This window comes from Burkholderia reimsis (genome assembly GCF_003294055.1).
GTDB classification, from domain to species: Bacteria; Pseudomonadota; Gammaproteobacteria; order Burkholderiales; family Burkholderiaceae; genus Burkholderia; species Burkholderia cepacia.
Genome location: NZ_QMFZ01000016.1, coordinates 16,327 through 37,710 on the forward strand (window position 1 = coordinate 16,327; position 21,384 = coordinate 37,710).

Here is a 21,384-nt window from a genome sequence, read left to right on the forward strand (position 1 = left end):
ATGTCGACTCCCGCCTCCTCCCTCGAAGCACTGCGCACGCTGCCCGCACGGCGCCCGGCCGTGCGCTGGGCCCTGCGTGTGCTGCGCTGGGCGCTCACGCTCGCCGTCACGTTCGCGGGGCTGCTCGCGCTGACGTTCGTGATCGGCCGCAAGGTGCCGATCGATCCCGTGCTCGCGATCCTCGGCGATCGCGCGTCGGCCGAGGCGTACGCGGCCGAACGCATCGCGCTCGGCCTCGACAAGCCGCTCGTCACGCAATTCCTGATCTATGCGCGCGACGTGCTGCACGGCAATCTCGGCATGTCGCTGCTGACCGCGAACCCGGTGCTCGACGACATCAGGCGCGTGTTCCCGGCCACGCTCGAACTGGCGACGATCGCGACGCTGATCGGCATCGCGATCGGCGTGCCGCTCGGCGTCGCAGCCGCCGTCAAGCACAACCGGCCGATCGACCACGTCGCGCGCTTCGTCGGGCTGATCGGCAATTCGGTGCCGGTGTTCTGGCTCGGGCTGATGGGGCTACTGCTGTTCTACGCGCGGCTGCACTGGGTCGGCGGGCCCGGCCGGCTCGATCCCGTGTACGACGGAATGGTCGACACGCGCACGGGCAGCCTGCTGATCGACGCGGCGCTCGCGGGCGAGTGGGACGCGTTCCGCAACGCGGTGTCGCATATCGCGCTGCCGGCCGCGATCCTCGGCTACTACTCGGTCGCGTACCTGAGCCGGATGACGCGCTCGTTCATGCTCGACCAGCTGAGCCAGGAATACATCGTCACCGCGCGCGCGAAGGGCTTGTCGGAACGGCGCGTGATCTGGCGGCATGCGTTCGGCAACATCATGGTGCCGCTGCTCACCGTGATCGCGCTCACGTACAGCAACCTGCTCGAAGGCTCGGTGCTGACCGAGATCGTGTTCGCGTGGCCGGGGCTCGGCTCGTACCTGACCGGCGCGCTGCTGAACGCCGACATGAACGCGGTGCTCGGCGCGACGCTCGTGATCGGCGCGATGTTCATCACCGTCAACCTGCTGACCGACGCGCTGTACCGCGTGTTCGATCCGCGCGCGCGCTGAGGCGCCGACACGACATGACCGCTTCCACCCTGCTTCTTTCATCGCCCATGCCGAAGGTCGTCCAACCATGAACGCCGAGCGTCTCACGCTGCGCGCGTGGCTGCTGTCCGACGCGCCCGCGTCGCGCTCGCAGGCCGCACTCGGCCTCGCGTATCGCCGCTGGCGCCGTTTCGCCGCCAACCCGCTCAACCTGTTCGGGCTCGCGATCCTCGTCGCGCTGATCATCGTCGCGATCGTCGGCCCGCTGATCATGCCGCACGACCCGCTGCGCCAGGTGCTGTCCGACCGGCTGCTGCCGCCCGGCTCGCCGTCGCACTGGCTCGGCACCGACCAGCTCGGCCGCGACATCCTTTCGCGGCTGATCGCCGGTTCGCGCCTCACGCTCGGCATTGCGCTGCTCGTCGTCGTGATCGTCGTGCCGATCGGCCTCGCGATCGGCACGACGGCCGGCTATTGCGGCGGCTTCGTCGACAGCGTGCTGATGCGCATCACCGACATCGCGCTCGCGTTCCCGAAGATCGTGCTCGCGCTCGCATTCGCGGCCGCGCTCGGGCCCGGCGTGATCAACGCGGTCGTCGCGATCTCGATCACCGCATGGCCCGCGTATGCGCGGCTCGCGCGCGCGGAGACGATCCGCATCGCGCAGGCCGACTTCATCCACGCCGCCCGCCTGCAAGGCGCGTCGGGCCCGCGCATCCTGCTGCGCTACATCGTGCCGCTGTGCATGTCGTCGGTGATCGTGCGCGCGACGCTCGACATGGCCGGCATCATCCTGACCGTCGCGGGCCTCGGCTTCCTCGGCCTCGGCGCACAGCCGCCGAGCCCCGAGTGGGGCTTCATGGTCGCGTCGGGCCGCAACGTGCTGCTCGACGCGTGGTGGGTCGCGACGCTGCCCGGCATCGCGATCCTGCTCGTGAGCCTCGCGTTCAACCTGCTCGGCGACGGGCTGCGCGACGTCTTCGATCCCCGCCATGGAGCGTGACATGCCGATGAATACCGCTACCGCACCCGCGCCGCTCTGCGAGATCGACGGGCTGAAGATCGGCTTTCGCGGGCACGACGGCACCGTCACCGATGCCGTGCGCGACCTGTCGCTGACGCTCGCACCCGGCGAACGCCTCGGCATCGTCGGCGAATCGGGCTCCGGCAAATCGCTGACGGGCCGCGCGCTGCTCGGCCTGCTGCCCGACGCCGCGCGCTGGTCGGCGCGCACGATGCGCTTCGCGGGCCACGACCTGCTCGCGATGTCGCCGCGCGAACGCCGGCGGCTGTGCGGCAGCCAGATGGGCATGATCCTGCAGGACCCGAAATATTCGCTGAACCCGGTGATGACGGTCGCGAAGCAGATGGGCGAAGCGTTCCGGCTGCACGAGCCCGGGCTGCGCGGCCGCGCGCTGCGCGAGCGGATCGTCGATGCGCTCGAGGCTGTGCAGATCCGCGACCCGGCGCGCGTGGCCGATGCGTATCCGCACGAGCTGTCGGGCGGCATGGGCCAGCGCGTGATGATCGCGATGATGGTGTCGACCGGCCCGCGCCTGCTGATCGCCGACGAACCGACCTCCGCGCTCGACGTCGCCGTGTCGATGCAGGTGCTCGCGGTGCTCGACGCGATGATCGCGCGCCATGGCACGGGCCTGATGTTCATCAGCCACGACCTGCCGCTCGTGATGTCGTTCTGCGATCGCGTCGCGGTGATGTACGCGGGCCGCGTGGTCGAAACCTGCGCCGCGCGCGACCTGCGCAACGCTTCCCATCCCTATACGCGCGGGCTGCTCGCGGCGAACCCGCCGCTCGCGAATCCGCCGGACGAACTGCCCGTGCTGCGGCGCGATCCGGCGTGGCTCGAACCCGCGCCGCATGCCGGCACGCCCGCCGATCGACAGGAGGCCGCACGATGATCGACGTCGATCACGCATCGATCCGTTTCCCGACCCGCACGGGTCACGTCGACGCCGTGCGCGACGCGAGCTTCGCGGTGCGCGACGGCGAGGTGTTCGGGCTCGTCGGCGAATCGGGTTCCGGCAAGTCGACGCTGCTGCGCGCGCTGACGGGCCTCGTGCCGCTCGCGTCCGGCAGCCTGTTGATCGACGGACGGCCGGTCGGCGGCACGCCCGACCGTGCGTTTCGCCGCCACGTGCAGATGGTGTTCCAGGACCCGTATGCGTCGCTGCATCCCCGCTTCACGGTCGACCAGACGCTGCGCGAACCGCTGTCGATCCACGGCATGCGCGACACCGATGCGCGCATCGCACGCGCGCTGTCCGAGGTCGGGCTCGGCCCCACGTTCCGGTTTCGTTATCCGCACCAGTTGTCGGGCGGCCAGCGGCAGCGCGTCGCGATCGCGCGTGCGTTGATCGTCGAGCCGCGCGTGCTGCTGCTCGACGAGCCGACGTCCGCGCTCGACGTGTCGGTGCAGGCCGAGATCCTGAACCTGCTGCGCCGGCTGCATCGCGAACGCAACCTGACGATGATCCTCGTCAGCCACAACCTCGCGGTGATCGGCTTCCTGTGCCAGCGCGTCGCCGTGATGCAGCAGGGCGAGATCGTCGAGCAGTTGCGGATCGAGGACGTGCGGGCCGGACAAGTGGCGCGCGAATACACGCGCACGCTGCTGAATGCGACCGAAGGCTATCGCCGTCTCGAGCCGGCGCCTGACGCGCCGGCCGCCTGACATCCGCACGTCGCGCCGCCATGCGATACTCGGCGGGCCACGCGCCGGCTTGCCGCCGCATGGAACCCTTGTGCACTGCACGGGTCAATTTACTTTCGTCAACAGCTCAACAGCAATAGGGAGGCGTTCATGCTGCAATTCATCGAAACCCTGGTCGTCGGGCTCATCGTCGGCCTCCTCGCCCGCGCGCTCAAGCCCGGCGACGACAAGATGGGAATCCTGATGACCGTCGTGCTCGGCGTCGTCGGCTCGCTGGTCGCCGGCTACGTCGGCCGTGCGGCCGGCTGGTATGCGCCGGGCCAGGGCGCGGGCTGGATCGCGTCGATCGTCGGCGCGATCGTGCTGCTCGTGATCGTCGGCGCGGTACGCAAGCGCATGAACTGAACCGCGCACCTGCGCCCCAACGCAAAACGCCGCTCGAGACGAGCGGCGTTTTTGCTTTCCGGGCGGCGCGAGGCCGTTGCCCGCACAACGGTCGCGGAGACCGTTCGCCGTTCGATCTTATCTCCCCCGGCTTTTCCCTGACTTGCGATTGCGCAGATTCGGCCTACATTGGTTCAAGCAATTCGCAATCGTTTGCCCATAGCCATTATTTCGATTTTTTCATTCAAGAGGTCCGATGGTTCTGCCGTTTACGCATACAGCATCGCGGCGTTGACGGACTGCCACCCGAGCGGCCCCGCTGCGACGCGCTTCCTCTCTGGAGCCTGTCATGAAGCATCGCCATATCGCCGCCTCGTTCGCCCTGGCTGCCTCGCTTCTGGCCACTTCCTCGTCCTTCGCTGCCGGCGCGTCCGGCATCATCCACTTCTCCGGCATGATCGTCGAGCCGCCCTGCTCGTTCGCGCTCGATACGGCCGATGTCGCCAACGGGCGCGTACGCGCCGACTGTCCGCGCCCGGCAACCGGCCAGATCGCGTTCGTCGACGCGGCGAGCCAGCAGGCGATCAAGACCACGACCTTTACTCAGGCCTCGCGCGCAATCGTTTTACCGAACCGTCCCGGCAACAATCACGCACCGATGATCGCGGTCGTGACATACCAGTAAAGCCGCTCGCCGGCGCGACGCCCGGCGGGTTCGCCCGCCGGTTCGGTGAACGTGCGCGCGTCGCCGCTCAGTCGCGATGGCGCGCGATCCAGTCGCTGAACGCGCGGATCTTCTGCTGGCTGCCGATGGTCTCGGGATACACGAAGAAGTAGCGCGCGCCGGTTTCGAGCACGATGTCGAACGGCCGTTCGAGCCGGTGTGCGCTGACGTCGTCGTCGACGAGCGTCACGTCGCCGATCGCGACGCCGAAGCCCTGCATCGCCGCGTTCGTCGCGAGATCGAGCGTGTCGAACGTCGGCCCGCGCGCGGGATCGACACTGCGCTCGCCCGCATGATCGAGCCACGCACGCCAGTCGCGATGGTCTCGCGTCGGATGCAGCAGCGTATGGCGCGCGAGATCGCCGACCGCATCGAGCGGCGACGCCTGCCGCAGTTCGGGCGCGCACACGGGTGTCAGCCGCTCGTCGAACAGCGGCAGTGCGAACACACCGGGGCCCGGCGACGTGCCGTAGACGACGGCCGCATCGAACGGCTCGGTCGAGAAATCGACAACGTGCTGCCACGCGGTCGTGATCTGCACATGGAGATCGGGATGCTCGCCCTGGAAGCGCATGATGCGCGGCAGCATCCAGCGCATCACGCAGGTGGGCACCTTCAGCGCGAGATCGGTGCGCTGGCGCGTGAGCTTCATCGAGATGTCCTCGATCCGCGCGAAGCTCTCGTTGACGACCGGCAGCAACTGCTCGCCCTCCGCCGTCAGCGTGAGCCCCTTCGCATGCCGCTTGAACAGCGGAAAGCCGTAATGCGCCTCGAGCGTCTGGATCTGCCGGCTCACCGCGCCCTGCGTGATGCACAGCTGCTCGGCCGCGCGCGTGAAGCTGCGGTGGCGGGCCACCGTCGAGAAGATCTGCAGTGCGTGCAGGGGCGGAAGTCGGCGCATGAAGAAGGCAAACGCAAAAAACGGCGCGGAAGGGCCGCGCGCCGGCTCCGGCGCGCGCTGTCCGACACGATAAGCCAAACGCCGGTTTTGCGCGAGGAGCGACGCGCTCAGGCCGTCGCGGTGAGCGCACCCGCCACGATGCGCGCCGCCGACGCGACGACGTCCGCGCGGGCCGCCGCCGCGGCTTGCGGCTGCGTGAACGACACGGCCATCACGATCGGCGCACGCGACGGCGGCCACAGCACCGCGACGTCGGTCGTCGTGCCGTAACCGCCCGTGCCGGCCTTGTCCGCGATGCGCCAGTCGGGCGGCACGCCGGCCGCGATGCCGGTCGCGCCGCGCGCGCCGCCGACCATCCATTCCGTCAGCTGCGCGCGCTGCGGGTCGGGCAGCGTGTTGCCGAGCAGCAGCCGCTGCAGCGTGTCGATCATTTCGACCGGTGTCGACGTGTCCCGCTCGTCGCCGGGCGCCGCGTGATTCAGTTCGGGTTCCCAGTGATCGAGGCGGAACGACGTGTCGCCGCTCGCGCGCGCGAACGACGTGACGGCCTGCGGGCCGCCCAGCACACCCATCAGCAGGTTGCCGGCCCCCTTGTCGCCCGACTGCAGCATCGCCACGCACAGCTGCTCGATCGTCATGCCCGTGTCGACGTGGCTTTCCGTGACCGGCGAGCCCGACACGATTTCATAGCGGCGGTAAAGAATTCGGCGCGGCAGCAGCGACGCGTCGAGCGAGCCGCGCGCGAGCATCGCGGCAGCCGCGACGACCGCATACGTGCCGCACAGCGGGAAGCGTTCGCGCGCATGGTGAGCGATGCGCACGCCGTTCGACGTATCGAGCGCGGCGACACCGAGCCGGCCGTTCGACGCCTTCTCGAGCGCGGTCAATTCGGCCTGGGCGGCGTGGGCGCGCCCCTGGTCGGCGACCGGCGCGGACGTGCACGCGGCGACGAACGGCGCGGCCACGGCGGCAAGCAACAGCGAGCGGCGTGTCGGAGAGTGTTCCATGGATGAGGTGTGTTCTGTCTTCTGTCGGAAACGGTGGCACGAAGCAACGCGGGCGCGCTTCAACGAAGCGCCCGCGTTCGCGCCGGCGGCCGGCCCGCGACGGTATTCACCGCGCATCCCCTGAAGATGGCCGTCGGCCCCGCGTGAAGCACGGGATTCGCATGAACAGGCCCTAGCGTAGCAGCGACCGCCGCCACGTTCCAGCGAAACGACCCTGCCTCACCCTTGCGACGAAGGCAGGTACGGCATCGGATTGACCGGCTTGCCGTCGCGCCGCACTTCGAACAGCAACGCGACACGCGAGTTGTCGAGGTCGCCCATCTCGGCGATCTCGTCGCCCTGGCGCACGATGTCGCCTGTCTTCACGAGCAACCTGCGGTTGTGCGCATAGGCGGTCAGGAAATCCGCGTTGTGCTGGACGATGATCAGGCTGCCGTAATCGTTCAGGCCGGTGCCGGCGTACATCACGCGGCCGTCGGCGGCCGCGCGGACCGGGTCGCCCGGCCGGCCGGCGATCTGGATGCCGCGGTTCTGCCCCGGCCGGAACCCGTCGACGATCTTGCCGTTGGCGGGCCACTTGAGCGCGACACCGCCTGCATGCCGCTTCGTTTCCTTGACGACCTGACGGTCGCTCGCGGTCGACGCGGTGGCCTGCGCCGATGCCGGGCTGCTCCCCGCGCCATTGCTCGCAGCCGACGACGCGGCCTGCATGCCGGCTGCGCCCGGCGGCGGCAACGGCTGCTGCCTGACGATGCGCAGCACCTGCCCCATGCGCAGCCTGCCGTTCGCGCCCAGCTTGTTCCAGGTGCGCAGGTCGGCAATGCTGCAGCCGTTCGCGGACGCGATGCCCGTCAGCGTGTCGCCGCGCTTCACGACGTACTTCTGCGCAACGAGAATCGGCGCGGGAGGCGGGGTGACGGCCGCCGGCGCAACGGCCGGCGGGCTCGACGGTAATGACTGTGCCGCCAGCGTGTCGCTCGGCGGAACGGACTGCGTGCTTGCACAACCGGCCATGACGAGCACGGCGGCCAGGCCCGGCAGCCACGCCGCGTGACGGTGAATCTCGCGCGATTTCATGGACGATCCGACTCCGGTTTGACAATCTTTCAAGCATCTCAAAAACGGAACGGACGACGTGTAACCGGATGAAAACAATGATGACAAACGATCACGAACCGGATGCCGGCCGGCATTCGCTACCGGTAATACGGTCCGATTCGGAAAAACTTGATGGTCTTTTCGCGCGGAAGCGGAAGAATTTTCGTTCTGTAAAACTATGGCGAACTTATTTTGATAGGCGCCGCAGCGTACCACTGCAGCGCGCCGCGACGCTCAACGCAGCCACGCGGCCAGTTCGGAACAGGCCCACGCGATGCCGATGCACAGGAACAGCACGTGCAGCGCGATCTTGAACGACACGCCCCACGATGGATCGATCCGCATGACAGGCTCCCCCGGTTGAAGTGCGGCCATGATCCGTCATCGATCGCGCCCCGAAAATTCGGAACCGGCGAATCGGGCCTCAGGCCAAGCCTGAGACCCCGGCCGCGGTTCCCTGCTAACTTATCGGCCATTCCAACACGATCGCCCCCACCCTCATGCGCTTCGACCTGACCGACCTGCGGCTCTTCCTGAACATCTGCGAGGCCGGCACGATCACGAGCGGGGCCGAGCGGACCCACATCACGCTGCAGGCCGCAAGCGAACGCATCCGCGGCATGGAGGACGAGCTCGGCGTACCGCTGCTGCACCGGACCAAGGCGGGCGCGCAGGCCACCGACGCAGGCCGCGCGCTCGAACACCACGCGCGCACCGTGCTGCAGCAGATCGACCACATGCGCGGCGAACTGCAGCAATTCGGCCAGGGGCTGCGCGGGCATATCCGGCTGCTGTGCAACACGGCGTCGCTGAGCGAATACCTGCCCGACGCGCTGGCCGACTACCTGCCGCATCATCCGAAGCTGTCGATCAGCGTCGAGGAGCGCTCGAGCCAGGAGATCGTGCATGCGATCCGCAACAAGACGGCCGAGGTCGGCATCGTCGCCGATTCGGTCGGGCTCGGCGGGCTCGAACAGAAGCCGTTCCGCGAGGACTGGCTGATCGTCGTCGTGCCGGCCGCGCATCCGCTCGCATCACACGACAAGGTTGCGTTCGACACGATCGCCGACGCCGACTTCATCGGCCTCACCGACGGCAGCGCGCTGCAGGTGCATCTCGCCGACCAGGCGCGCGCGCTCGGCAAGCGGATCCGCTACCGCGTGCAGTTGAAGAGCTTCGACGCGATCTGCCGCGTGATCGCCAGCGGCGTGGGCATCGGCATCGTGTCGCGCCATGCGGCCGAGCGCGCGATGCAGACGATGGACGTGCGGCTCGTCGAGCTGTCCGATCCGTGGAGCCACCGCCGCCTGAAGCTGTGCGCGCGGTCGTTCGATGCGCTGCCGAAGTACACGCGGGAGTTCGTGGCGTTTCTGTCCGGCGAAGCAACGTCGCGGTAACGCCCGCCGCATTCGCCCCCACCCCTGCGACACACGGAAGCACGGCTCTGGCCGACACCGATCTTGCCACCCGCTACCGCGCGTATATCGACTGCCTGAACCGACAGGCCGGGTCGGTGATCGACAAGGCGGCGATCGAGGCGCGGCTTTAGCAGCACCGATCGCGACCGACGCCCCGATGCGCGACCCGACACCATTCGATCCATACGGATAACGTTTTCTCTCGATCCCGAACGAAAACGCATAACCAGACAGCCTTCCCGCCCGCCGCATTCACGCCTGCATTCCACGTCGCACTGCACCACTCATCAAAAAAAACCGGCAATTCCCGCGCAATCCTGACCTCCCCCTCCTCTCTCCGCGTCCACTATCCGGGTTTCTACCCGCGCCTCCAGCGTGAAAGTTCATTGACATCGCACCGTCCAATGCCTAAATTTGGAAAACGTTTTCCAATGCATCCGCGCGACGCCGGTCACGGCCCGTGCAGGGAGAACGCTTGCCCGCTCGAGTGGTGATTCAGGCCGTCCGTCTTCAGGGATCAGGGTTGCAAGGCGGCGGCCACGCACGGGCATCGAGCACGGCAACGGCCACACCCGCCCGTCCGTCATCACTATTCAAAACTGGAGACACAATGCATCCGCGCAGCAGATTCGCGCTCGGCGCCGCGCTCAGCGCCCTTTCCGTCCTGTTCGTCAGTGCCTGCGGCGGCAACGACATCACCGATCCGCCGTCTTCGTCGTCCCCGCCGTCGAACTCGACGCCGACGTCGCCGCCCGCCTCCGCGCTCGCGGCGAACTCGCTGCAGGCGCTCGTCTACGGCGCGGCCGACACGAGCGTGCCGGCCGGCACGGACACGCCGATCACGATGATGGGCCAGATGCGCGCGCTGTTCGACCTGATCCGGAAGTCGCCCGACTTCACGCAGGTCGTGATGGATCTCGGCGACGGCACGCCCGTCCACGTGCTCGACACGAACACCGGCGACAAATTCCTGCCCGGCAAGCTCGCGCTCGGCCTGTCGTACATCCTGATCGACATGAAGTCGAAGTACGATCCGCAATACGCGAGCTACCTCGCGACCTACCAGAAGATCACGACCGCGATGATGGCGCAGTCGGGCGGCAACTATACGTATGCGAATACGTCGTGGGGCGAGTACTACTATCTCGTCGCGCTGAACAACCTGCAGGCGCACGGGATGCTCAACGAAGTCTTCAGCGACGCGATGCTCGCGACGCTGCAGCAGCGGCTGCGGTTCTGCGACATGTTCGGCCCCGACGCGAGCGGCAAGGTCGACACGTGCCCGGCCGCCGGCACGCCGATCGACATCGCGTCGCTCAACACCGCACAGAACTACTATGCGGTGTCCTACGGAATCGCCGGGCTGCGCCAGAAGCTCGGCTGGAGCAGCCCGTCGTTCGCGTCGAAGACCGATCCGTCGGTCGCGACGATGGGCGCGCGCGACGCGCTGCTGTACACGCTCACGAACCATATCCGCAACGACTCGTCGGGCGGGTTCTCGGACGAAGCGTCGAACACGCACACGACCTACTACGACCAGGCGCGCTTCGACCGCTACAGCACGCTGCTGATCGGCGAAGTGACCGAGCGCACGTTCGAGATGGGCAACGAAGCGAATTTCACGCCGGAACTGAAGGGGTATCTGCGCAAGTCCGTCGACCTGATCCTGCCGCAGCTGAACGGCGACGGCGAAGGCTTCAACTACGGCCGCTCGATCGGCCCGTACGGCGATTCCGCGTTCATGGAAGTGCTGACGGCCGCGGCCAACGCCGGCGTGCTGTCCGACCAGGAGAAGCAGGTCGCCTACACGTTCATCACGAAGGCGGCGCATCGCTTCGACACGTTCTGGTACGACCCGTCGCTGCCGACGCCCTCGGTGAACATGTGGGTCAAGGGTCGCGGCACGGACGCGTATCGCGGCAAGCCGCGCGTGATGGGCGAGAACTTCAGCCTGCTGCACCAGTACCTGTACGTGAACGCGTGGTGGAACAAGCTCGGCTTCGGCGGCAAGGCACCGATGGCCGACGCCGACTACAACGCATGGCTCGACGCGCGCCCGCACTACACGCTCACCTGGTACAACCAGCCGAACGACCCCGCGCATCCGTACAGCGCGGCGCTGGTGACCGTGCGCGACGGCCGGCGCGTGATCAACCTGAACCTCAGCCAGGCGCCCGACTACAACTCGTACACGCCGTACTACCCGGTGCCGTCCTCCGACAAGCTGACCTACGGCACGACCGATCTCGGCTACGCGTTGCTGATTCCGCAGGTGTCGTACAACGGCAAGACCTACATTCCCGTCACGTACTACAAGAACCTGAATGTCCAGCAAGGCAACGGGCAGGTAATCGTGTCGTTCGATACCGCGAAGTTCCGGCTCGCATCGAAGAACGCGGCGTACACGACGGATCTCGACCTCCAGGTGCACACGGTGCTGACGTTCGCGCACGGCTCGGTGGCGCGCAGCGACACGCTGAGCACCGGCACGCTCACCGGCAACCTGTCGGTCGAAACGGACTTCACGTCGTTCGCGGATTTCGCGTCGACGCAGGCCAACGGCGACGGCGTGTCGGTCGCGTACGCGAACAGCCCCGCGACCGGCTATGCGGCGACCGGGTTCGACAACTGCGCGCTGTCCGCCTTCGATACGGTGAACGGCACGACGAATCCGCTGTCGACGACGCCGATCGGCCAGCTGCATTCGAACTTCGCGTGCACGACGAAGCCGTTCGCGCTCGGCGCGGGCGCGACCCGTACCTTCGGATGGACGCTGAAGTACGCCGACCCGGCCTGAGCGGGGTGACCCGCGCCCGGTGAATGCACCCGAAGCCGGTTTCGTCAGCCGGCTTCGGGATCGTCACGGACAGCGGGCATCACGCTCGCCGGCGATGCCCGCTCACCGCCACCCCGAAGCCGCCATGTACGCGCCGAGCGCGATCAGCCCGACAAAGAAGCAGCGCTTGAACGCCTTCTCGCTCATCACGCGCCGTGCATACTGCCCGCCGGCCATACCCGCCAGCGCCGGCACGAGCGCGAGCACCGACACGCCGAGATCGACCATCTCCAGCGCACCCGTCACGCGCAACTGCAGGCCGAGCACGATCGTCGAGGCGGTGAACGACAGCCCGAGCGCCTGGATCAGGTCGTCCTTCGACAGCCGCAGCGCCTGCAGGTACGGCACGGCCGGCACGACGAACACGCCGGTCGCGGCCGTCACGACACCCGTCAGGTAGCCGACCACGGCCGACAGCCATTTTTCGTGGCGCCCCGGCGCGGGCAGCCGCGCGGCGGCGAGCCCCCACAGCCCGTAGAGGATCAGCACCACGCCGAGCGCCGCATGCGTCCAGGTGCTGCCGGCCGCGAGCGCGGGCAGCCCGCCCGTCAGCGTGCCGATCGTCAGGCCGGCGAGCAGCGGCCACAGCCGGCGCAGCAGCGGCCCGAACGACGGGCCGAGCCACAACTGCCACACGTTGGTGATGAACGACGGCACGAGCAGCAGGCTCGCGGCGGCCGACGGCGGCATCGCGAGCGTCAGCAAGCCCATCGCGATGGTCGGCAGGCCGAGCCCGATCATTCCCTTGACCGCGCCGGCCAGCAGGAAAACCACCGCGACGATCGTCAGCGTGTGAATGTGCATGAAAGGCATTCCGTCCGGTTGAGTACGGCGCCGATGGTGAACCCCGATCGCGCCGCCCGCCATCTGGCTTTGCCTGAGGCTGGCTCGGGCCTGGCGCGCGGAGCCGGCGCGGCCGGCGCACGCGCGCATTCGCACACCGCGCCGCCGCCGTCCGGCGCACGCCCGCCTTCGTTCAACGCAGGTCGCGTGCGCCGGCTACCGGCCCGGTCGATCAGTCCCCGTGAAATGTCCCCCGTCCCTGCTCGCTGTCGAGGTGAGCCATCTGTGCGGCCGGATAGCGCTCACCGGCAGCCGCCCCGGCGGGAACCGCCGCTTCGATGCGCACCATGTCATTGACCGTTAGTTGCATCTCTGCTGCCTGCAGCGCGTCCTGGAGCTGCGTGCGCTTGCGCGCGCCGATCAGCGGCACGATATCGCCGCCGCGCGACAGCACCCACGCGATCGCGACCTGCGCGGGATTGCTGCCCTTCTCGTCGGCGATGGCGCGCAGCGCATCGACGAGCGCGAGGTTGTGCGCGAGGTTCTCGCCCTGGAAGCGCGGGCTCGCCGCGCGGAAATCGCGCTCGCCCTGCCGCGCCGTGCTCCAGCGCCCGCCGAGCAGCCCGCGCGACAACACGCCGTAGGCCGTCACGCCGATCCCGAGTTCGCGGCACGCGGGCAGGATCCCGGCCTCGATACCGCGCGACAGCAGCGAATATTCGATCTGCAGGTCGGAGATCGGCGCGACGGCCGCCGCGCGGCGGATCGTGTCGACGCCGGCTTCCGACAGGCCGATATGGCGCACGTACCCGGCCTTCACGAGATCGGCGATCGCGCCGATCGTCTCCTCGATCGGCACCGCCGGATCGACGCGCGCCGGCCGGTAGATGTCGATGTAATCGGTGCCGAGCCGTTTCAGCGAGTACGCGACGAAGTTGCGGATCGCCGCCGGCCGCGCGTCGTAGCCCGCAAACCCGCCGGCCGGATCGCGCAGCGCGCCGAATTTCACGCTGATCAGCACCTGGTCGCGCGCCCGGCCGCGCAGCGCATCGCGGATCAGCATCTCGTTGTCGCCCATTCCGTAGAAATCGCCGGTGTCGAGCATCGTGATGCCGTGGTCGAGCGCCGCGTGCAGCGTCGCGATGCTCTCGGCTCGATCGGCCGGCCCGTAGAAGTCCGACATCCCCATGCAGCCGAGCGCAAGCGCCGATACCCGCGGGCCCGACCGGCCCAGTTCACGCCTATCCATGTCCGTTTCCTCGAGTGATGAATCAACAGGCCGGATTCTGGCCGCATCGCGACGCACGATAAATGCGAAACACTCCACCAAACCATTCGACGCTGATTAACAATGGAGCCTGTCCATCCGCCCACACCCCCGCCCCGCATGGATCATCTGCATGCAATGCGCATCTTTGCGCGCGTCGCCCATCTCGGCAGCTTCACGAAGGCGGCCGAGCAGTTGCAACTGCCGCGCCCGACGGTCAGCAACGCCGTCCAGTATCTGGAAAAGCACCTGAAGGTCCGCCTGCTGCAGCGCACGACACGGCGCGTCGCGCTGACGGCCGAGGGTGCGACCTACTACGAGCGCTGCATGCGGTTGCTGGCCGATCTCGACGATGCGGAAACGCTGTTCGAGGACGCCGGCGCGACGCCGCGCGGCGCGATCCGCGTCGACCTGCCCGAGCGCTTCGCGGTGAACCAGATGATTCCGGCGCTACCGGATTTCCACGCACGCTACCCCGACCTGCGCGTCGTGATCGGCACGACCGACCGCTTCGTCGATCTCGTCGCCGACGGCATCGACTGCGCGGTGCGGGTCGGCACGATGTCCGACACGTCGCTCGTCGCGCGGCGCATCGGCGAGCTGGCGCAGATCAACTGCGCGGCGCCCGCGTATCTGGCGCGCCACGGCACGCCGCGCTCGCCGGACGAGCTGCCGGACCACGTCGCGGTCGGCTATTTCTCGAGCCGAACGGGCCGTGAGCTGGACTGGGAATATGCGGACATGGATACGGGCGAGCTGCACGCGGTCAAGATGCGCAGCGTCGTGTCGGTCAACAGCTCGCAGGCGTATCTCGCGTGCTGTCTCGCGGGCCTCGGGCTGATCCAGGCGCCGCGCGAAGGGCTCGGGCCGCTGCTGGCGGACGGCTCGCTGGTCGAGGTGCTGCCGGAATGGAATGCCGAGCCGCTGCCCGTGTCGGTGGTGTTTCCGACCGGGCGGCATCTCGCGCCACGCGTGCGGATTTTCGTCGACTGGCTCGCGGAGACGCTCGGCGGCCCGTACCGGGCGGGCTGACGCGGGCTCGGGCCGGGGCGCCGGCCCCGGCCGGTCGAACCGCTCAGAACTTGTGGCGGATCGCGGCGCGCACCGCGAACTGGTTCGACGACGCCGACGGCCCGTCCGTCCCGACCACGTAGCCGCCGTCGGCCGCGGTGCCGGTCTTGTCGCCGGCAACCTTCTGCCATGCGCCCTGCAGGTAGACGTCTGTGCGCTTCGACAGGCTGTAGTCGGCCATCAGGCCGACCGTGTGGTATTTCGGCTTGAACGATCCGGCCGCGGCATCGAACTTGCCGTCCGTGTACACGTACTGCGCGCCGAGATAGAAATCGGGCGTGAGCTGGTACTTGCCGTTGATCTCGAAGTTCTGGAACTTCGTCGCGGTCAGCCCGAGGCCGGCGAACGTCGAAGCCGGCAGGTAGACCGTCGATACCGGATTCTTCACGTCCGTCTTCGTATAGACGAAACCGACCGTGGCCTGGCCGAACGTGTAGTTGACGCCGCCGCCGAAGATCCGCAGGCGGTCGGCGACGAAGTTCGCGTCATCCGCGGCGATCGCGCCCGCGTTGCCGACCCCCGGGTTGTTCGCCTGCAGGTACGCGGCCGCGACCTGCAGCCCGGCCAGCGAATATTGCGCACCGAGGCTGTACTGCCGGTTGTTCGAGAAGCCGGTGCTGTTGCTGAAGCTGTACGTGCCGCCGAACGTCAGGCCGTTCCAGTCGGCGCTCGCATACTTGACCGTGTTGTTGACGCGGAACGAGTTGTCCGTGTTGTCGTTGTCGAACGGGTGCGAGAACAGCGTGCCGCCCCAGTTGCCGTTGGCCGTGAGCGGCGCCAGGTAGTCGACGACCGAGTCGTACTGGCGGCCGAAGGTCAGCGTGCCGAAGCGCGACTCGGAGAGCCCGACGAACGCCTGGCGGCCGAACATGCGGCCGCCTTGCCCGAGCCGGCCGTTGTTGACGTCAAAACCGTTTTCCAGCGTGAAGATCGCCTTCAGCCCGCCGCCGAGATCCTCGCTGCCCTTCAGGCCCCAGCGGCTGCCCTGCGCATAACCGCTCGCGAGCTGGTAGTTCGACTTTCCGACCCCATTCACATTCACGTTGTTCGTGTAGTTGAAGCCTTCGTCGATCACACCGTACAGCGTCACGCTGTTCTGGGCGAAGACCGGCGCGGCGAAAGCGGCGAGCGCGGCGGCAAAAATGACGTGCTTCTTCATGACGGATCTCCGGAGCCGGGGCCGGGCGAGTCGCGCGCCCGGCGAATGTTTGATCTGTTGTATGGGTGGCCCGCAGGGCGGACGACGCGGTGTGCGGCCGCGTGAGGACAAAATGGTGTCACGTCGCAAACCGTCCGTCCATCGGGGCATGTGAACCCTGCGCAAAACGTTGCGCTCGTCCAACTGCCCCGCCGCGCGGACGGCCTGACCCGGCTTATCGGCAGCGGCGGGACGCGCCGCCATCCGCGTAAACCCGAGGCCCGGCGCATCGGTGGCACAATGCGCATCCGTTCGTCATTTCTTCACGAAGTCATGCTTCACCCCGATTCATGCGCGGCGTGTGCCGGCCGTGCACGCGGCCCGCGCCGGAAGGCGGCCCGATGACCGCGCCGGCCCGGGCCGGCCGCTACGCCGAGCTCGATTTCTTTCGCGGCCTCGTGCTGCTCGTCATCGTCGTCGACCACATCGGCGGCAGCATCCTGTCGCGCGTGACGCTGCACGCGTACGCGCTGTGCGACGCGGCCGAGGTGTTCGTGTTCCTCGGCGGCTTCGCGACGGCGATCGCGTACAACTCGCTCGCCGAGCGGCACGACGAGGCCGCCGCGCGCCAGCGCTTCATCCGGCGCGCGTTCGAGATCTACCGTGCATTCCTCGTGACGGCCGGCCTGATGCTGCTGATCACGGCCGTGCTGAACGCGTTCGCGATCGACGGCCCGAACATGCCGACCAACGATCTCGACGGCCTGCTCCACAAGCCGCTCGCCGCGCTGCGCGACATCCTGCTGTTCCGCCGCCAGCCGTACCTCGCGTCGGTGCTGCCGATGTACGCGTTCTTCGCGCTGCTCGTCCCGCTCACGCTGCCGCTCGCACGCACGCAGCCGTGGCTGCTGCTCGCGTTCAGCGGCTCGCTGTGGTTCGCGGCGCCGCACGTCGCGCGCTTCCTGCCGACCGTCGAAGGCGCGCCGTGGGACTTCAACCCGTTCGCGTGGCAGTTCCTGTTCGTGCTCGGCGTGATCGCGCGCTGCCAGCCCGTCTACCAGACGCTCGCGCCCAAGCCGCAGGGCTGGCTGCTGACGGCCGCATCGCTCGCGATCGTCGCGGCCGGCGCGTACTACCGGCTGCGCATCGAACCGTTCCCGACCGATCCGTCGATCAAGCAGAACCTCGGCGCGCTGCGGCTCGCGAACTTCCTCGCGATCGCATGGCTCGCGGCCAAGCTCGTCCACCTCGGCTGGATGAAGAAGGTCGCGCACGCGATGCCGTGGATCGGCACGATCGGCCGGCAGGGGCTGCTGTGCTTCGTCGCGGGCACCGGCATCTCGCTCGCGGTCGATTCGCTGCTTTACCAGGCGACCGAGGGCTATCTCGACGTGAAACTCGGGCTGACCGCCGACGTCGTCGCGATGGGCCTGCTGTATCTCGTCGCCAAACTCTACGGGCCGCTCGTCGCGCGGCTGCCGTTCCGATCGCGGCGATGACGCGCCGCGCCGTCATGCTCCGCTGCTACGATAGCCGGCGCCTCTCCTGAAACGATTCGACATGCGCCGACTCGCCCTTCCGTTCGCCCTCGCCCTGATCGCCGGCTCCATCGCCACCGCCGGCGCCACGCCGCCCGCGCCGGCGGCATCGCCCGCGCCGCCGGCCGTCCAGACCGCGACGACCCCGTCGGCCGCCCAGGAGCCCGCGCTCAATCCGGGCAGCAGCGTCGTGCTGCGCACGTTCCGGTCGGCGTCGCTGAAGCGCGACTGGTCGTACACGGTCTACCTGCCGCCCGGCTACAACCCGGAAGGCGCGCGCTACCCGGTGATGTACCTGCTGCACGGCAATGCCGGCAACGCGAACGACTGGGTCACGCAGGGCCGGCTGCAGGCCACCGCCGACACGCTGATCGAGCGCCGCGAGATTCCGCCCGTCGTGATCGTGATGCCGCAGGGCGGCACCGACTGGTACGTCGACCGCAAGGAGAAGATGCAGAGCGCGTTCCTCAACGACCTGCTGCCCGAAGTCGAAGCGCACTTCGCGGTGTCGAACCAGCGCGCGGGCCGTGCGATCGGCGGCGTGTCGATGGGCGGCTTCGGCGCGCTGCGCTTCTCGCTGCTCGAACCGGGGCTGTTCTGCGGCGCGATGCTGCTGAGCCCCGCGATCTACGCGAACGAGCCGCCGCTCAATTCCGCCGCGCGCTACGTCGGCGTGTTCGGCGACCGGCAGTTCGACCCGCGCGTGTGGCACGAACTCAACTACCCGGCGCTGATGCGCGGCTATTTCGCGCGCAGCTGGCGAATCCCGATGTTCATCGCGGCCGGCGACGACGACCTGACCATCCAGGCCGAATCGAGCGTGCTGTACACGCACCTGCGCCGCGCGCAGAACCCGGCCGAACTGCGCATCGTCGACGGCGGGCATACGTGGGACGTCTGGCGCGGGCTGCTCGGGACGGGGCTGAAGTACGCGCTCGAGTGCGTGAAGTGATTGCGCGCGGGCGCGACCCCGCCCGTTTTCACCCGGCCGGACGGTGACCGGCCGGCCGCAGGCCGTCGCCCCGTCCCATGCACTGCGCACGCCGTCCCGGCGCGCCCGGGCCCGACGGCGGATTCAAAGCCACGTGCCGCCCTGCCGCTCGTCCGGCTCCCCGGCGAGCGCATCGAAATCGTGAATCCAGTCCAGGTGATGCAGCACGCTGTCGCGCTCGGCCAGACGCGCGTTGCGTGCCTGCGCGGCCGGCCCGTCGGGCAGGTGCAGCACATCGGCCACGGAAATCGACGCGTACTGCACCTTGCGCGTGCGGCCGCGACGCAGCCGCTCGTACGCTTCCTGCGCTTCGCGCCAGTTGCCCGGCCCGGCCTGCGCCAGTTGCGCCGCCAGCACCACCGCATCCTCGATCGACTGGTTCGCGCCCTGCCCGTGGTGCGGGACCAGCGCATGCGCGGCGTCGCCGATCAGCGTCACGCGCCCGCGGCTCCAGCGGCCGAGCGGCGGCCGATGGAACAAGCCCCAGCGCTGGCTGATCGGCACTGCGGTGATCATCTGCACCACCGCCGGATGCCAGTCCCTGAATACACGCAGTTGCTCGCCCTCTTCCGACGGCATCACCCAGTCGCGCGACGGCCACGGTGACGGATGACGCTCGACCAGAAGGAAATTCTGGTCGCCGCCGTCGCCGATCGGATAGTGCAGCAGGTGCCCGTGCGGCCCGATCCAGTACTGCAGCGTTTCGGGATCGGGCAGCAGGCTCAGCCGCGCGGCCGGCACCACGCCGCGAAACCCCGAACAGCCCGAATACAGCGCATCGTCGTAGCCGAGCATCCAGCGCCGCGTGATCGAGCGCGCGCCGTCGGCGCCGATCACGAGATCGGCATCGATGCGCACGCCGTTGTCGAACGCCAGCGTGACGCGATCGGCGTGCTGCACGAGATCGGTCAGCCGGTGGCCGAGATGGATGCTGTCGAGGCCGACCGCCTTCGACAGCACGGCCTGCAGATCCGCGCGATGCACGCCCCAGTACGCGCCGCCGAATTGCCGGCGATAGTCGGGCTCGCCGCGATGATGGCCGATCACCGCGCCGCTGCGGCCGTCGCGATAGACGAGCCCCGGGATGTCCGCGCACACCGCGTCGAAGGCCGCACGCAGGCCCATGCGTTCGTAGAAGCGCGTCGCATTGGCCGACAGCGCGACGGCCGCGCCGACTTCGCGCAGCACCTCCGTCTGTTCGTAGATCTGCGCGTCGATGCCGTGCTCGCGCAGCGCGAGCGCGAGCGTCAGGCCGCCGATCCCGGCGCCGACGATCGCAATCTTCAGGTTCGTCTGCATGATGAAGGTGTCTCCGATATTCCGATGTGGGGTGTGCGACGTGCGCAGCGGCCATGCCGATTGCATGGGCCGTATCGGTATTCTCGGGAGCCGACTTTCATTCCACAATAAAATGAAATGAATCTGCATCATCACCGGATACAATGAACCGGGCGAGGCAAAACCCATGGAACTGAGCGATATCGACCTCAACCTGCTGCTGCTTTTCCAGCGGCTGATGCAGGAACGGCGCGTGTCGAGCGTCGCCGAGCAGATGAACATGAGCCAGCCGGGCGTGAGCAACGCGCTCGCGAAGCTGCGCCGCCGGCTCGGCGATCCGCTGTTCGTGCGCGGGCCGGGCGGCGTGGTGCCGACGCCGTTCGCGCTGCGCCTGGCGGAACCCGTGTCGCACGCGCTCGCGACCCTGCACGCCGCGCTCAATCCCGAGACCGGTTTCGATCCGCTGCGCGCCACGCGCACGCTGACGATCGGCATGACCGACATCGGCGAAGTCGTGTTCCTGCCCGCGCTGCTCGAACACCTGTCGCACGCGGCGCCGGGCATCGCGCTCAACACCGTGCGCAACACGAGCATCAACCTCGGCGACGAAATGGCCGACGGCCGCGTCGATCTCGCGATCGGCCTGCTGCCGCAGCTCAAGGGCGGCTTCTATCAGCGCCGGCTGTTCGATCAGCGTTATGTGTGCCTGTTCCGGCGGGGGCATCCGCTCGAGGACACGCCGCTGACGGTCGACGCATGGCGCAATGCCGAACATCTGGTCGTGGTGTCGGCCGGCACCGGTCACGGGCAGGTGGACGAATGGCTGAAGCGCCGTCGCGTGACGCGACAGGTGCGGCTGACGGTGCCGCATTTCATGAGCGTCGGCTACATCCTGCAGCGCACCGACCTGATCGCGACGGTGCCCGAGCATCTCGCGCAACAGCTCGCCGCGCCGTTTTCGCTGGGCTGGCGCGCACTGCCCGTCGCGCTGCCGGGGACGCCGATTCACATGCTCTGGCATGCACGGGTCAACCAAGACGAAGGGAACCGGTGGCTGCGCGACGTCGTGGTCGATCTGTTTGCGCAGACCGGCACGCGGGCACGCAGGGCCGCGCCCGGCCGGACGAAGTAGTCAGCCGAGCGTGCGTTGCGATGTCGCCCGGACATGCGCGCCGCGCATTTCGACTACATTGCCGAATGCGGCGATGATCCCGGTCACCGGCCGCCTC

At 68.3% G+C, this 21,384-nt stretch carries 19 protein-coding genes; 12 read left to right on the forward strand and 7 right to left on the reverse strand.

Features of this window, described 5'->3' with window-relative positions:
- The 6 genes from DPV79_RS19285 (at position 1) to DPV79_RS19310 (ending at position 4,790) form a co-directional block, all read left to right on the forward strand.
- Complete coding sequence (locus DPV79_RS19285; protein WP_113046214.1) at positions 1–1,071, forward strand: ABC transporter permease; 1,071 nt, start codon at positions 1–3, stop codon at positions 1,069–1,071.
- 67 nt (positions 1,072–1,138) lie between these two features.
- Entirely contained in the window at positions 1,139–2,053 is a 915-nt protein-coding gene (nikC, locus tag DPV79_RS19290; RefSeq protein WP_060217312.1) for a nickel transporter permease, read from the forward strand.
- A 1-nt stretch (position 2,054) separates the two neighbouring features.
- Complete coding sequence (locus DPV79_RS19295) at positions 2,055–2,969, forward strand: ABC transporter ATP-binding protein (RefSeq protein WP_060158447.1); 915 nt, start codon at positions 2,055–2,057, stop codon at positions 2,967–2,969.
- On the forward strand, positions 2,966–3,742 hold the full coding sequence (locus DPV79_RS19300; protein ID WP_113046215.1) for an ABC transporter ATP-binding protein: 777 nt from the start codon (positions 2,966–2,968) through the stop codon (positions 3,740–3,742). Before DPV79_RS19295 ends, DPV79_RS19300 begins: the two co-directional genes overlap by 4 nt.
- A 129-nt stretch (positions 3,743–3,871) precedes the next feature.
- Positions 3,872–4,126 (forward strand): GlsB/YeaQ/YmgE family stress response membrane protein, encoded by a 255-nt coding sequence (locus DPV79_RS19305; RefSeq protein WP_021161357.1) that lies wholly within the window; start codon positions 3,872–3,874, stop codon positions 4,124–4,126.
- Between the two features lie 328 nt (positions 4,127–4,454).
- Positions 4,455–4,790, forward strand: coding sequence for a hypothetical protein (locus tag DPV79_RS19310; RefSeq protein WP_048022501.1), 336 nt, complete (start codon positions 4,455–4,457; stop codon positions 4,788–4,790).
- A gap of 67 nt (positions 4,791–4,857) precedes the next feature.
- Here the strand turns inward: DPV79_RS19310 and DPV79_RS19315 are convergent, their stop codons facing one another.
- The 3 genes from DPV79_RS19315 to DPV79_RS19325 form a co-directional block, all read right to left on the reverse strand.
- A complete protein-coding gene (locus DPV79_RS19315; protein WP_021161359.1) occupies positions 4,858–5,730 on the reverse strand; it encodes a LysR substrate-binding domain-containing protein in 873 nt (290 codons plus the stop codon).
- 107 nt (positions 5,731–5,837) lie between these two features.
- Positions 5,838–6,737, reverse strand: coding sequence for a class A beta-lactamase (gene bla, locus DPV79_RS19320; RefSeq protein ID WP_113046216.1), 900 nt, complete (start codon positions 6,735–6,737; stop codon positions 5,838–5,840).
- 219 nt (positions 6,738–6,956) lie between these two features.
- Positions 6,957–7,814: a peptidoglycan DD-metalloendopeptidase family protein gene (locus DPV79_RS19325; protein WP_113046217.1), complete on the reverse strand. Its 858-nt coding sequence runs from the start codon at positions 7,812–7,814 to the stop codon at positions 6,957–6,959.
- Positions 7,815–8,335: 521 nt separating this feature from the next.
- Between DPV79_RS19325 and DPV79_RS19330 the strand changes: the two genes are divergently transcribed.
- Positions 8,336–9,232, forward strand: coding sequence for a LysR substrate-binding domain-containing protein (locus tag DPV79_RS19330; protein WP_048022504.1), 897 nt, complete (start codon positions 8,336–8,338; stop codon positions 9,230–9,232).
- Between the two features lie 631 nt (positions 9,233–9,863).
- Positions 9,864–12,050, forward strand: a complete 2,187-nt coding sequence (locus DPV79_RS19335) for a hypothetical protein (protein WP_113046218.1) — start codon at positions 9,864–9,866, stop codon at positions 12,048–12,050.
- 102 nt (positions 12,051–12,152) lie between these two features.
- On the opposite strand, the gene DPV79_RS19340 is transcribed toward DPV79_RS19335, so the two are convergent.
- Together DPV79_RS19340 and DPV79_RS19345 are read right to left on the reverse strand one after the other, a co-directional pair.
- The gene (locus DPV79_RS19340; protein WP_113046282.1) at positions 12,153–12,893 is read right to left on the reverse strand and encodes a sulfite exporter TauE/SafE family protein; all 741 of its coding nucleotides are present in this window, start codon (positions 12,891–12,893) and stop codon (positions 12,153–12,155) included.
- A 211-nt stretch (positions 12,894–13,104) separates the two neighbouring features.
- A complete protein-coding gene (locus DPV79_RS19345; RefSeq protein ID WP_113046219.1) occupies positions 13,105–14,121 on the reverse strand; it encodes an aldo/keto reductase in 1,017 nt (338 codons plus the stop codon).
- Between the two features lie 138 nt (positions 14,122–14,259).
- Here DPV79_RS19345 and DPV79_RS19350 point away from each other — a divergent pair, with 138 nt between their 5' ends.
- A complete protein-coding gene (locus DPV79_RS19350) occupies positions 14,260–15,171 on the forward strand; it encodes a LysR family transcriptional regulator (protein ID WP_048022506.1) in 912 nt (303 codons plus the stop codon).
- 43 nt (positions 15,172–15,214) lie between these two features.
- Here DPV79_RS19350 and DPV79_RS19355 read toward each other — a convergent pair whose 3' ends face one another.
- On the reverse strand, positions 15,215–16,369 hold the full coding sequence (locus DPV79_RS19355; RefSeq protein ID WP_021156938.1) for a porin: 1,155 nt from the start codon (positions 16,367–16,369) through the stop codon (positions 15,215–15,217).
- A gap of 380 nt (positions 16,370–16,749) precedes the next feature.
- Between DPV79_RS19355 and DPV79_RS19360 the strand changes: the two genes are divergently transcribed.
- Both DPV79_RS19360 and DPV79_RS19365 read left to right on the forward strand, forming a co-directional pair.
- Positions 16,750–17,847: an OpgC domain-containing protein gene (locus tag DPV79_RS19360; RefSeq protein ID WP_059488221.1), complete on the forward strand. Its 1,098-nt coding sequence runs from the start codon at positions 16,750–16,752 to the stop codon at positions 17,845–17,847.
- Between the two features lie 61 nt (positions 17,848–17,908).
- A complete protein-coding gene (locus tag DPV79_RS19365) occupies positions 17,909–18,838 on the forward strand; it encodes an alpha/beta hydrolase (protein WP_113046220.1) in 930 nt (309 codons plus the stop codon).
- Between the two features lie 123 nt (positions 18,839–18,961).
- Here the strand turns inward: DPV79_RS19365 and DPV79_RS19370 are convergent, their stop codons facing one another.
- The gene (locus DPV79_RS19370) at positions 18,962–20,176 is read right to left on the reverse strand and encodes an FAD-dependent monooxygenase (RefSeq protein WP_059622685.1); all 1,215 of its coding nucleotides are present in this window, start codon (positions 20,174–20,176) and stop codon (positions 18,962–18,964) included.
- A 166-nt stretch (positions 20,177–20,342) separates the two neighbouring features.
- Here DPV79_RS19370 and DPV79_RS19375 point away from each other — a divergent pair, with 166 nt between their 5' ends.
- Positions 20,343–21,287, forward strand: coding sequence for a LysR family transcriptional regulator (locus DPV79_RS19375; protein WP_048022509.1), 945 nt, complete (start codon positions 20,343–20,345; stop codon positions 21,285–21,287).
- Positions 21,288–21,384 lie beyond the last annotated feature (97 nt).